At 65.6% G+C, this 12064-nt stretch carries 8 protein-coding genes and 1 pseudogene; 6 read left to right on the top strand and 3 right to left on the bottom strand.

What is annotated here, in order from left to right:
• Nucleotides 1-1173: 1173 nt before the first annotated feature.
• The 3 genes from XI03_RS35365 (at nucleotide 1174) to XI03_RS35355 (ending at nucleotide 5267) form a co-directional block, all read left to right on the top strand.
• The gene (locus XI03_RS35365) at nucleotides 1174-2835 is read left to right on the top strand and encodes a thiamine pyrophosphate-binding protein (RefSeq protein WP_271594676.1); all 1662 of its coding nucleotides are present in this window, start codon (nucleotides 1174-1176) and stop codon (nucleotides 2833-2835) included.
• Between the two features lie 3 nt (nucleotides 2836-2838).
• Nucleotides 2839-4104: an NAD(P)/FAD-dependent oxidoreductase gene (locus tag XI03_RS35360; RefSeq protein ID WP_271594675.1), complete on the top strand. Its 1266-nt coding sequence runs from the start codon at nucleotides 2839-2841 to the stop codon at nucleotides 4102-4104.
• A 383-nt stretch (nucleotides 4105-4487) separates the two neighbouring features.
• Complete coding sequence (locus tag XI03_RS35355) at nucleotides 4488-5267, top strand: SDR family NAD(P)-dependent oxidoreductase (RefSeq protein ID WP_038951129.1); 780 nt, start codon at nucleotides 4488-4490, stop codon at nucleotides 5265-5267.
• A gap of 120 nt (nucleotides 5268-5387) precedes the next feature.
• Here the strand turns inward: XI03_RS35355 and XI03_RS35350 are convergent, their stop codons facing one another.
• From XI03_RS35350 to XI03_RS35340, 3 genes are read right to left on the bottom strand one after another with little or no spacing between them, the layout of a single operon-like run.
• Nucleotides 5388-6182 carry an IclR family transcriptional regulator gene (locus tag XI03_RS35350; RefSeq protein WP_028145702.1) on the bottom strand — a complete coding sequence of 265 codons (795 nt, stop codon included), beginning with the start codon at nucleotides 6180-6182 and terminating at the stop codon, nucleotides 5388-5390.
• 17 nt (nucleotides 6183-6199) lie between these two features.
• Nucleotides 6200-7933, bottom strand: coding sequence for an FAD-dependent oxidoreductase (locus XI03_RS35345; protein ID WP_271594674.1), 1734 nt, complete (start codon nucleotides 7931-7933; stop codon nucleotides 6200-6202).
• Between the two features lie 8 nt (nucleotides 7934-7941).
• Nucleotides 7942-9156, bottom strand: a complete 1215-nt coding sequence (locus XI03_RS35340; RefSeq protein ID WP_271594673.1) for an ABC transporter substrate-binding protein — start codon at nucleotides 9154-9156, stop codon at nucleotides 7942-7944.
• A gap of 390 nt (nucleotides 9157-9546) precedes the next feature.
• On the opposite strand from XI03_RS35340, the gene XI03_RS35335 reads away from it, so the two are divergent.
• The 3 genes and pseudogenes from XI03_RS35335 to XI03_RS35325 all read left to right on the top strand — a co-directional run bounded on the left by XI03_RS35335 (nucleotide 9547) and on the right by XI03_RS35325 (nucleotide 12062).
• Nucleotides 9547-10848 (top strand): MFS transporter, encoded by a 1302-nt coding sequence (locus XI03_RS35335; protein WP_271594672.1) that lies wholly within the window; start codon nucleotides 9547-9549, stop codon nucleotides 10846-10848.
• Between the two features lie 209 nt (nucleotides 10849-11057).
• The gene (locus tag XI03_RS35330; RefSeq protein WP_038970808.1) at nucleotides 11058-11519 is read left to right on the top strand and encodes an Hsp20 family protein; all 462 of its coding nucleotides are present in this window, start codon (nucleotides 11058-11060) and stop codon (nucleotides 11517-11519) included.
• A gap of 86 nt (nucleotides 11520-11605) precedes the next feature.
• Nucleotides 11606-12062: pseudogene (locus XI03_RS35325) on the top strand (Hsp20/alpha crystallin family protein).
• The last annotated feature ends 2 nt before the right edge of the window (nucleotides 12063-12064 follow it).

Here is a 12064-nt window from a genome sequence, read left to right as displayed (position 1 = left end):
GCGCAAAAATATTCCACTTTACCGAAATTCGGTTTCGACGTATGTGTCGCCCATCCTGATCCGGCGAAAGGGGCGGTCGTACGTCGTCACGAGCCGCGGATCGGGGAGCGGTGGACGCGGCAGCGTCGTGCACGAGAGGCGGGAGCAGGGCGGGCGAACCCCGTGAGGTCCCGGCGGCGTGCGGACGAGCGGCGCTGATGCGTACGGCCAAATCGCGTGGTCCTGGCTGTCGTTGCTACAGTCAAGCCTTGCGGAGGTGCGCCAAGCCCGACCGGGCGAAGCGCATCGCCAATCCGCGAGGTGACGGAGGCAAGCAGGAACTCGTCTCCGGGGAGAGCGCGCCATACGCCGTCAGACCATCGCGCAGGGAAGGCCGGATGATCGGCTGCCCTGTCTCTCCCTCGTGCATTGCGTGTGCAATGTCTTCGCACGGGGGTCTTGCGGGTGCCAGCCGGCACCCGGCCTTCCCTGCGCCCTTTCTATTGAGGGCGCGAAGAAGAGAGCAAAACTCGGGCGGAAGCGCCGCGAGGAGGAGAAGCCATGTCTGCGAGTCACAACCTCCGAATCGTCGGGTGGGCAAAGCGCAAGCGTGCCCACGCATCTCGTGTCGCGATTGAATCTGGTGGGCACGGCGCGGTGCGCCTTTGCCCACCCTACGGCACTGAAACTTGAAATGCACGTTGGAGAGCTGCAATGCCACCGGCTGCTCGAAGCAATCCAGCTTCTCTCCGCGGAGGGATTCTGGATTGCTTCGTCGCAAGAGCTCCTCGTAATGACGAGGAGAGAGCGCCAAACTCCGCTCGTGCCCCGGACGCAGCGCAGCGGCCCGGCGATGCGCAGCATCGTCCGGGGTGGTGCGCTGCAAAGCCGGGGCCCATGTCGCCGCGTGCCGTGCCGCCTTCTGGGTCCCGGCTCTGCGCCGCAACGCCATAAGCGCGTTCACGCGCGCCTTCGACGCGCTATGCGCGTCGCGGCGCGTCCGGGACACACTGGCGGCGTTATGTCGACCGCCATCCTTCCATCAAGCCCGACGAGTGGGCGGTCGTGCAAACGGCACCGACGGGCATGACGTCTGCGCAGGCTAGGAGAAGCCTTTCGATCTTGCGTGCCCACCCGGCCTGTCCTACGCAGTCTCCGAATAAGTACGCATCGCCAAAGCCTTGAGGAGCCGTCATGACCATCCGCAACAGCCGCACCGGGGGCCAGATCCTGATCGATCAGCTCGTCGCCCAAGGCGTCGAGCGCGTCACCTGCGTGCCGGGCGAGAGCTATCTGGCCGCGCTCGATGCGCTGCATGACAGCCCGATCGACGTCATGATCTGCCGCGCCGAAGGCGGCGCGGCGATGATGGCGGAGGCCTACGGCAAGCTCACGGGCCGGCCCGGCATCTGCTTCGTCACCCGCGGTCCCGGCGCGACCAATGCCAGCCACGGCGTCCACATTGCGATGCAGGATTCGACGCCGATGATCCTGTTCGTCGGCCAGGTCGACACCGGCATGCGCGAGCGCGAGGCGTTCCAGGAACTGGACTACAAGGCGGTGTTCGGCACCATGGCGAAATGGGCGGTCGAGATCGATCGTCCCGATCGCATTCCGGAGCTGGTGGCGCGCGCCTTCCGCGTCGCCATGCAGGGCCGTCCCGGTCCCGTCGTGATCTCGCTTCCCGAGAACATGCTGACCGAGACCGCCGCCGTAGCCGATGCCATGCGCATCGAGCCTGCCGTGAGCTGGCCCGCGCCGGCCGATATCGAAAAGCTCGGCGCCATGCTCGCGACCGCCAAGGCGCCTCTCGTCATCCTCGGCGGCTCGCGCTGGACCGATGACGCCACCAAGAGCATTGCCCGCTTTGCCGAGCGCTTCGACCTGCCGGTCGCAACCTCATTCCGCCGGGCCTCGCTGATCGATGCCGACCATTCGCACTATGCCGGCGATCTCGGCATCGGGCCGAGCCCGGGCCTGAAGGCGCGCATCGACAACGCCGATGTCGTTCTCCTCGTCGGCGGCCGCATGTCGGAGATGCCGTCCTCGTCCTACACGCTGCTCGACATTCCGAACCCGCAGCAGAAGCTGATCCACGTGCATCCGGGCTCCGAAGAACTCGGCCGCGTCTATCAGCCGGCGCTGGCGATCCAGGCGACGCCCGCGGCGTTTGCCGCCGCCGTCGAGACGCTGAAGCCTTCAGGCGCGGTGGCCTGGAAGGGCGAGGCCGCCAAGGCGCACGCCGATTACCTCGCCTGGACCGAGAAGGCGCGCGAGCTGCCGGGCACGTTCCAGTACGGGCAGGTCATGACCTGGCTGCGCGACCGCCTGCCGAAGGACGCCATCGTCTGCAACGGCGCCGGCAATTATGCCGGCTGGATCCATCGTCATCACCGCTTCCACAGCTTTGCCTCGCAGCTGGCGCCGACCTCGGGCTCGATGGGCTACGGCGTGCCGGCGGCGGTGCTGGCCAAGCGGCAATATCCGGATCGCACCATCGTCGCCTTTGCCGGTGACGGCTGCTTCCTGATGAACGGTCAGGAGTTCGCAACCGCCGTGCAGTATGACGCGCCGCTGGTCGTGATCGTGGTCGACAATTCGCAATACGGCACCATCCGCATGCACCAGGAGCGCGACTATCCCGGCCGCGTCGTCGGCACCCAGCTCAAGAACCCCGATTTTGCGATGTACGCGAAGGCGTTCGGCGGCCATGGCGAGCGGGTCGAACGCACCGAGGAATTCGCGCCGGCCTTCGAGCGCGCGCTCGCCTCCGGCAAGCCGTCGATCCTCCACTGCATCATCGATCCGCGCGCGATTTCGGTCGGCAAGGACTTCGCGCCCGCGGTGAAGGCTTAGGCGATGGCGGCCGGCCGCCACGTCGCCATCATCGGCGCCGGCGCTGTCGGTGTCATCAGCGCGATCGAGGCGCTGCGCGAGGGCCATCGCGTCACGCTGATCGATCCGGGCGAGCCTGGCGGCGAACAGGCGGCGAGCTATGGCAATGCCGGCTGGCTGTCGTCACATTCGGTGATCCCGCCGGCGGAGCCGGGCATCTGGAAGAAGGTGCCGGGCTATCTCATGGATCCGCTCGGGCCGCTCGCGATCCGCTGGTCGTATTTGCCGAACGCGCTGCCCTGGCTGGTCAAATATCTGGTCTCGGGCTGGACCGAGGCGCGGGTCGAGAAGACGGCGTTTGCCCTGCGCGACCTGTTGAGGGACGCGCCGCTGCTGCACCGGAAGCTGGCGGAAGAAGCGGGCGTTTCTGAATTGATCGAGCGCAATGGCGTGATGCATGTGTTTCCGTCGCGCGGCAATTTCGACAACGATCTCGGCTGGCGCCTGCGCAAGAAGGTCGGCGTCGAGTGGATGGAGCTCAACGCCGACGAGATGCGCCAGCGCGAGCCCGATCTGCATCCGCGCTACACCTTTGGCGTGGTGGTGGAGGAGGCCGGGCGCTGCCGCGATCCCGGTGCTTATGTCGCGGCGCTTGCCAATCATGCGATCGCCAGCGGCGTCACGCATGTGCGGGTCAAGGCGACCGGCTTGAGGTTGAATGGCGACAAGCTCGTGGCCGTCCTTACCGAGACCGGCGAGATCGCCTGTGATGCTGCCGTCGTCGCGGCCGGCGCCCGCTCGAAGCAGCTCACCGCATCGGTCGGCGATCCCTTGCCGCTCGAGACCGAGCGCGGCTACCACGTCATGATAGAGAACCCGGAGTCAGGTCCGCGCAGCTCGATGATGGCATCCGACGCCAAGATGGTGGTGAACTGGACCAACAAGGGCCTGCGCGCCGCCGGCACTGTCGAGATCGCCGGCCTCGAGGCCGCGCCGAACTGGAAGCGCGCCGAGATCCTGCGCAACCATCTCATCAGTATGTTTCCAAAACTTCCGAAGGATATTCCGCCTTCGCGCATAAAAACCTGGTTCGGGCATCGGCCGAGCATGCCGGATGGGCGGCCCTGCATCGGCTATGCGCGCGCCTCGCGCGACATCGTCTATGCCTTCGGCCACGGCCATGTTGGCCTGGTTGGTTCGGCCCGTACCGGGCGGCTCGTGGCGCAGCTGCTCAGCGGCAAGGCGCCAGAGATTCCGCTGGCGCCGTTTGCGCCTGAACGCTTCCTCTGAGGTCGTGCATCCGGACTGCGCTCGCGCGTCTTGCCGGATTCCGATCGTCGCAAGGGCCTGAACAATCTCTGGTAGCGCTGCCGTGTGCATTGCCTTCGTCCACGCGGCCCCGGTATATAGAGCTGTGTCCGGGCATCAATGCAGCTGATGAAGAGCAACGTGGAACTCGCTTCCGACAGCATCGTCGATCGCGTCTATGAACAGCTCAAGGCGATGGCCGTGAGCTACGCGTTACTTGCGTCTCCGTGCTGGAAAAGCACATCGACCGCCGCCTCGGCCTCGACCGCATCACCGCCGCGATCAAGGAAGGCTACGCGCAGATTTACATGCCGGCGACGGCAAGGTCGGCGGCGAATTGAGGTTCTCTTGTCTGGAGTGAGACCATGAAGCTATCCGGTAAGGTCGCCGCCATCACTGGCGCAGCGCGCGGCATCGGCAAGGCCTGCGCGAAGAGATTTTTGGATGACGGCGTCAAGGTCGTGATTTCGGATGTCGATGCCGAGGGCCTCGCCAAGACGGCGGCCGAGCTCGGACATCCGGAGGCCTTGCGTACCGTCGTCGGCAACGTCGCCAAGCGCGCCGATGTCGACCAGCTCGTCGCCACCGCCGTGAAGGAGTTCGGCCGGCTCGACATCATGGTCAACAATGCCGGCGTCGCCCGCAACCGGGACATCCTGGAGATATCCGAAGAGGAATTCGACGAGATCATCGGCATCAATTTGAAGGGCGCGTTCTTCGGCGTGCAGGCCGCCGCCAAGCAGATGATCGCGCAAGGCGGCGGCGGGGTCATCATCAACATGTCCTCGGTGAACGCGCTGCTGGCGATCCCGGCGCTGGCAACCTACGCGATGTCCAAGGGTGGCATGAAGCAGCTCACCTCGGTCGCCGCCGTCGCGCTCGCCCCGCACAACATCCGCGTCGTCGCGGTCGGGCCGGGCACGATTTTGACCGACATGGTGGCATCGTCCATCTACACCTCCGAGGACGCCCGCAAGACCGTGATGTCGCGCACCCCGGCTGGCCGCGGCGGTGAGCCGAGCGAGGTGGCCTCCGTGGTCGCGTTCCTGGCGAGCGACGATGCGTCCTACATCACCGGGCAGACGATCTATCCTGATGGCGGAAGGCTGATCCTGAACTATACGGTGCCGGTGAAGGAGAAGTAGGAGCGCGAGTTCTCTCGGTCGTCATGCCCGGGCTTGTCCCGGGCATCCACGTCTCTCGGCAGTCGTCGCGCTACGTGGATGGCCGGGACAAGCCCGGCCATGACGGCGCATCTGACAGCCTCACTCCGCCGCAACCGTCATCCCGTAGCCCAGCCGCTTCGAGATAGCGCCGGCGCAGTCGCGCAAGGCATGCGCGATCGGGCTGTCCCAGCGCGCATCGAACGTGCCTTCCGGCCCCATCGCCGTGATGACCAGCGCGACATGGCCGGAATGATCGAACACGGGGGCCGAGAACGCATTGACGCCGGGCAGGGGATCGCCGAGCGCGCGGGCGAGGCCGTGCTTGCGGACCTCGGTCAGCATCTCGGCGACCTTCGGGCCCTTCACGGTGCGCTTCGGATTGTAGCCGACGCCGTGACGATCGAGCCCGCTCTCCAGCGCGGCGTTGATGGTCTTCTCCGGCAGGAACGCCGCAAAGGCGCGGCCGGTGGCCGTCTCCAGCAGCGCCATCACCGACCCCGCGCGCATCACGATGTGGACCGGCTGGGCCGGCTCTTCGAGCTGGACGACGGTCGGGCCGTACGTGCCCCAGACTGCCAGTGAGACCGCATGTCCGATCTGGCTCGCGAGCGCGGCGATCTTCGGCCTTGCGATGCGCACGCCGGAGAGGCGGCGCAGGCTGATCAGGCCGAGCTCCAGCGCCAGCGCGCCGATCTCGTAGCGGCCGGTGGTCTCGTCCTGCTCGATCAGCCCGATGCGGGAGAAGCTGGCGAGATAAGGATGCGCCTTGGCCGGTGACATGCCGGCCTCGCGCGCGAGATCGCGCAGCATCATCGGCTCGCCGCACCTTGCGAGCGCGCGGAGCAGCTCCCCGCCGACCTCGATGGACTGGATGCCGCGGCTTTCCCTCTTCATGCGCCTCCTGGCGTGGCTTAGGCCGCGTCGCGCTTGGCGGCGCTGTCGGCGAGATGACGCCCGGCAATGTAGCCGAAGGTCAGCGCCGGCCCAAGCGTGATGCCGGCCCCCGGGTAATTGCCGCCCATGATGCTCGCCATGTCGTTGCCGGCGGCATAGAGCCCGGGAATGACGCGGCCCTCGGCATCGAGCGCCCGCGCGTTCTCGTCGGTGACGATGCCGGCATAGGTGCCGAGATCGCCGACCACCATCTTGATGGCATAGAACGGCCCGTTCTCGATCGGCGCGACGCAGGGGTTCGGGCCGTGCATCGCGTCGCCCTGGTAGCGGTTATAGGCCTTCGAGCCCTTGCCGAAGGCGGCATCATGGCCTTGCGGCGCGGTGGCATTGAACTGCCTGACGGTGTCGATGAACGCCGCCGCGTCGATGCCGGCCTTCGCCGCGAGCGCCTCCAGCGTATCGCCGCGCATGAGATAGCCGGTATCGAGGTGATGACCCAGCGGCATCGGGAAGGGCGGCACGCAGCCGAGGCCGTATTTGCGCAGCGTCTTGTGATCGCAGACGAGATATGCCGCGATCTCCTCGCCGGGCTTGGCGGCCTTGACCATGGCCTGGACGAAGTCGTGATAGGAATTGCCTTCGTTGGCAAAACGCCGGCCGTCGCGCATCACCGCGATCACGCCCGGCTTGGCGCGGTCGATGAAATGCGGCATCACGCCTTTCGAGCCGTCCTTACGCGTGGTCAGCGACACCGGCACCCAGGCCGCCGCGTTCGGCAGGCGATCCTCGATATGTCCGCCGGCGCGCTCCGCAAGACGCAGTCCATCGCCGGTGTTGCCGGTCGGCCCCGGCGAGAAATGCTCGCTGCCGGTCGGCGCGTGCGGAAACATCTTCTTGCGCCGCTCCACATCATGCGGGAAGCCGCCGCAGGCCAGCACCACGCCTTGCCTTGCACGAACGCGCACGTTGCGTCCCTCACGCGAAACGATGGCACCCGTGACCGCGCCGTTCTCGACCGTCAGCTCGCGCACGGGCGCGGACAGCCACATCGGAATTTTCAGATCCTGCGCAGATTTCGCCAGCCGTCCGGCCAGCGCATTGCCGTTGGTCAGCGTCATGCCGCGGCCGTAGCGCAGCACGTCCATCAGGTGACGCGACAGGCGCTTGGCGACGTAGACCGCGGAAGTCAGCGACTTCGTCACCCGCATGAAGTGGATGATCTCCTTGCCGCTTCCCAGCATCATGCCGAACACGGTCAGCTCCGGCAGCGGCATGCCCAGCGTCTTGATGAGGTCGCCGAGCTCGCGGCCGTCGAACGGGCGCGTCACCATGGAGCGCCCGCCTTGCGCGCCGCCGGGTGCTTCGGCGTGATAGTCGGGAAACACCAGCGGCATGTCGAAGCGGAGCGCGGTCTTGGTGGTGAAGAAATCGACGGCCTCGGGACCGGCCGAGAGAAATGCATCGACCCGTGCCGCGTCGTAATTGTTGCCGGCCTCGTGCCGCAAGTAGGTGCGGGCCTGTTCCGGCGTCTCGGCGATGCCGTAGGCCTTTGCCAGCGAGGTGCCGGGAATCCAGAGCCAGCCGCCGGAGCGGGCGGTGGTGCCGCCGAAGCGCGGCTCCTTCTCGACGATCAGCACGTCGAGGCCGCGATGGCGCGCGGTGATCGCGGCCGACATGCCGGAGCAGCCTGATCCGGCCACGAGCACATCGCACTCGTAAGTCTCAATTGCGCTATGCTCGCCGCCGGTCATGCTTGGCCTCACTTCTTCAGGAGCGGACATTTGGACTCGGAGACCGGGCGGAAGGCGTCCTCGCCCTTCACGGTCTTGACGATGTCCAGATAGTCCCACGGCTCCTTCGACTGTTCGGGCTTCTTCACCTTGGCGAGATACATGTCGCGGATGACGCGGCCGTCCTCGCGCAACTTGCCGCCGTGGACGAATGTATCCTCGATCGGCAGCTCGCGCATCCTGGCCATCACCTTGGCGGAATCGTCGGTGCCGGCCGCCTTGATGGCCTTGAGATAGTGCAGCACCGAGCCGTAGACTCCGGTCTGGATCATGGTCGGCATCACCTTGGTGCGCTCGTAGAACTTCTTCGACCAGGCGCGCGTTGCCTCGTCCATGGCCCAGTACGAGGCCGTGGTCATGTAGGTGCCCTGCGCGGCCTTGAGGCCGATCGCGTGCACGTCGGTGTCGAACATCAGGAGGCCGACGAGCTTCTGGCCGCCCTGGACGAGGCCGAACTCGCCGGACTGCTTGATCGCGTTGTCGGTGTCCTGGCCGGCATTGGCGAAGGCGACGACGTCGGATTTCGAGCTTTGCGCCTGGAGCGCGAAGGAGGAGAAGTCCGCGGTGTTGGTCGGATGCTTCACGCCGCCCAGGACCTTTCCGCCCATCTCATTGACGAAACGCGTGGCGTCCTTTTCGAGCTGCTGGCCGAAGGCGTAGTCCGCGGTGATGAAGTACCAGGACTTACCACCCTCCTTGATCACGGCGGAGGCCGTCACCTTCGACAGCGCATAGGTATCGTAGGTGAAGTGCACGGTGTTTGGGCTGCACAGCTCGTCGGTCAGCGAGCTTGCGCCGGGACCGGAGAGCAGCGCGACCTTGCCCCGCTCGCGCACCATGTTGTGGACGGCGATCGCGATGCCGGAGTTGGGGATGTCGACGACCGCGTCGACCTTGCCGTTGTCGAACCAGCCGCGCACGATCTGCACGCCGACATCGGTCTTCATCTGGTGATCGGCGCTGATGATCTCGATGGGCTTGCCGAGCACGGTCGCCCCGAATTCTTCCACCGCCATTTTCGCGGCCTCGACCGAGCCCGGCCCCGAGTTGTCGCGGCCCCAGCTCGACAGATCCGTCAGCACGCCGATCCGCACCGCGTCGTCGGAGACTTGTGCGGTGGCGACTGTGGTCATGGCTGCCGAAGTCATGGCCGCGAGCATGGCGCAGGCCAGAAGCCCTCTCATCGTCGTTTCCTCTCTTTTATTGGCCGCATGGCGCGGCAGGCCTGTTCTCGAGACAAATTAGATATAAGCAAATAAGTTTGTCAATGATGAATTCGGGTCTGGATGGGTTCCTCTCGGCGGGTGAGACGACAGGAGGCACCGCTGCTTCAGCACCCGCGATTGCGAGGGCAGCGACTTGTCCGCCGAAGCCTTGGCGAAGGCGGAAGCAATCCAGACTGTCTCCACGGAGGCAGCCTGGATTGCTTCGTCGCAAGAGCTCCTCGCAATGAAGGATGTTGCGACACCTGCGCACAAAATCCCGCATTGTTATCCTGTGAGAGCCATCACCCCTGCAGGTTGCAACCCTCGGCGCGATTGGCCATGATGCTCTCCGGAATCTCTGGGGCGGGCATGACGGCAGCAACGGGAGTCTCCGCGGCGGCGGAGCAATCGACGACGGCGCATGTGGTGTGGGCGAGCGCGCTCGGCACCGCGATCGAATGGTACGACTTCCTGATCTACGGCACGGCGGCGGCGCTGGTCTTCAACAAGCTGTTCTTCCCGAGCTTCGATCCCTTCGTCGGAACGCTGGCGGCGTTCTCGACCTATGCGGTCGGTTTCGTGGCGCGGCCGATCGGCGGCGCCATCATCGGGCATTACGGCGACCGGCTCGGCCGCAAGACCATGCTGGTCGCGACCATGATCGCGATGGGGCTCGGCACCTTCCTGATCGGCTGCCTGCCGACCTACAGCCAGATCGGCGTGTGGGCGCCGATCCTGCTCATCGTGCTGCGCTTCGTCCAGGGCATCGGCCTGGGCGGCGAGTGGAGCGGCGCGGTCGTCATGGTGATCGAGCATGCCGGCAATCGCCGTGGCTTCTATGGCAGCCTCGTGCAGATCGGCTTTCCCGTCGGCGTTGCCGCCTCGACCGGCATTTTCGGCCTGATGACCAAGCTGCCCGAAGCCGATTTCCTGAGCTGGGGCTGGCGCGTGCCGTTCCTGATCAGCATCCTGCTCGTCGGTGTCGGCTTCATCGTGCGGCTCAAGCTCGCGGAGACACCGCACTTCAAGGAGGTGGTCGAGCGCAAGGAGGTGCTGGCGCAGCCGGTGCTGGAAGTGCTCCGCCGCGACTGGCGTAGCTTTCTGCTGGCGATCGGCATCACGGTGTCGGAGGTCGGGCTTGCTTATCTCCTCACCGTCTTCACCGTGGTCTATGCCACGACGAAGCTCGGGCTGTCGCGCCAGGTGATCCTGGATGCCGTGGTCTATGCTGCCCTCGTCGAATTCGCGACGCTGCCGCTCGCCGGCTGGCTGTCCGACATCTTCGGCCGCAAAGCACTGTATCTCGCCGGCGGCGTGTTCTCGGTGGCGTTGGCGTTTCCGTTGTTCTGGTTCCTCGATACCAAGGAGCCGGCGCTGATCACGCTGGCGCTCGTCGTCACGATGACGCTGACCCATGCGCTGCTGTTCGGGCCGAAGGCCGCGTTCATGCCGGAGTTGTTCCGCACCCAGGTGCGCTACAGCGGAGCCTCGCTCGGCGCCAATGTCGCGGCGGCGCTGAGCGGCGGCTTCTCGCCGCTGATTGCGACTGCGCTGCTGGCGTGGGCCGGCTCGTACTGGGCCGTGTCCGTCTACATCATCGCCCTCTCGATCATCACGATCGTCGCGACGCTGATGGCGCCCGAGACGGCGCGGGAGGCGCTGAGATCCTGAGGGGCAGCGCCTGCCCGGCGGCCCAAAAAATTTTCGGGCTGGCCCCTTGAAACCGACTTGCGATTTTCTAAGTCGTGTCTCGCCGCGAGAGCGGTGTGCCGGATGCCAAAAACAGGGTCCGGCACGGGCGCTTGGCTGGTCTTTCGGACCCGTCTGAAATCCCGCCTTGCGCTCCTTCGTATCCATCTTGCTCTTTGGAGGACTTGGTTATGAGGACCAGTTTTGACTTCGCGCCCCTATGGCGTTCCACCATCGGCTTCGACCACCTGGCCGACCTCGTCGACAGCACGCTGCGCCAGACGACTGAGGACAACTATCCCCCCTACAACATCGAGCGTTCCGGTGAAGACCATTATCGGATCAGCCTTGCGGTGGCGGGGTTTGGTGCCAACGACATCACCGTGACCGCCGAACAGAACGCGCTCACCATCGAAGGCAAGAAGCCCGAGACGGCTGCGCGCGAATACCTGTACCAGGGCATCGCCGCGCGTCCGTTCCGGCGCGTGTTCAACCTGGCCGACTATGTCCAGGTGAAGCAGGCCTCGTTCCAGGACGGGCTTCTGATCATCGACCTCGTCCGTGAGATTCCGGAAGCGATGAAGCCGCGCCGGATTCCGATCGCGGGCGCCCCTCCTGCGGCATCGCAGATCGAGCAGAAGAAGGCAGCCTGACGCTCGATCAACGCTCGATCAAGACAGTGACGGAACGCGGCGCGCCGATGCGCGTCCGCGCTCCCCGATGCATGGAGGAGATAATAATGGGTTTTCGTGATCTCATTCCCTGGTCAGGGAAACAGGACCTCGCGCCTGCGCGCGACAATTTCGATCCCTTCCTGACGCTTCATCGCGAGATGAACCGTCTGTTCGACGACGTTTTCCGCGGCTTCGGCGGGACGAGCCTGTCGCGGCTGATTGAGGGCCGTTTCGACTGGCCGAAGGTCGAGCTCAGCGAGACCGATAAGACGCTGACCGTCTCGGCCGAACTTCCCGGCCGGCGTCCTGACCCTCCGCGGCGAGAAAAAAGCCGAGCGCAACGGCGAAGGCAGGTACTTCACCGAGCGCTACTACGGTGCGTTCGAGCGGCAGATTCCGCTGGAGGGTGTCGAGGAGGACAAGGCCGAGGCGTCGTTCAGTAATGGCGTGCTGACCGTGTCGCTGCCGAAGTCGGAGAAGGCACGCGAAGGCGTCAAGCGCATCGCGATCAACACGCACTGAAG

Origin of the sequence: Bradyrhizobium sp. CCBAU 65884 (assembly GCF_028128835.1) — a bacterium.
Classification (GTDB): Bacteria; Pseudomonadota; Alphaproteobacteria; order Rhizobiales; family Xanthobacteraceae; genus Bradyrhizobium; species Bradyrhizobium ottawaense.
Note: the sequence above shows the minus strand (reverse complement) of the source record. Positions and strands in the feature narration are given on the sequence as shown.

Excerpts from the sequence above, each read along its gene's own strand:
- XI03_RS35365 (WP_271594676.1), top strand. The coding sequence starts at position 1,174 with ATGACCATCCGCAACAGCCGCACCGGGGGCCAGATCCTGATCGATCAG.
- XI03_RS35335 (WP_271594672.1), top strand. The coding sequence starts at position 9,547 with ATGACGGCAGCAACGGGAGTCTCCGCGGCGGCGGAGCAATCGACGACG.
- XI03_RS35355 (WP_038951129.1), top strand. The coding sequence starts at position 4,488 with ATGAAGCTATCCGGTAAGGTCGCCGCCATCACTGGCGCAGCGCGCGGC.
- XI03_RS35360 (WP_271594675.1), top strand. The coding sequence starts at position 2,839 with ATGGCGGCCGGCCGCCACGTCGCCATCATCGGCGCCGGCGCTGTCGGT.
- XI03_RS35350 (WP_028145702.1), bottom strand. The coding sequence starts at position 6,182 with ATGAAGAGGGAAAGCCGCGGCATCCAGTCCATCGAGGTCGGCGGGGAG.
- XI03_RS35340 (WP_271594673.1), bottom strand. The coding sequence starts at position 9,156 with ATGAGAGGGCTTCTGGCCTGCGCCATGCTCGCGGCCATGACTTCGGCA.
- XI03_RS35345 (WP_271594674.1), bottom strand. The coding sequence starts at position 7,933 with ATGACCGGCGGCGAGCATAGCGCAATTGAGACTTACGAGTGCGATGTG.
- XI03_RS35330 (WP_038970808.1), top strand. The coding sequence starts at position 11,058 with ATGAGGACCAGTTTTGACTTCGCGCCCCTATGGCGTTCCACCATCGGC.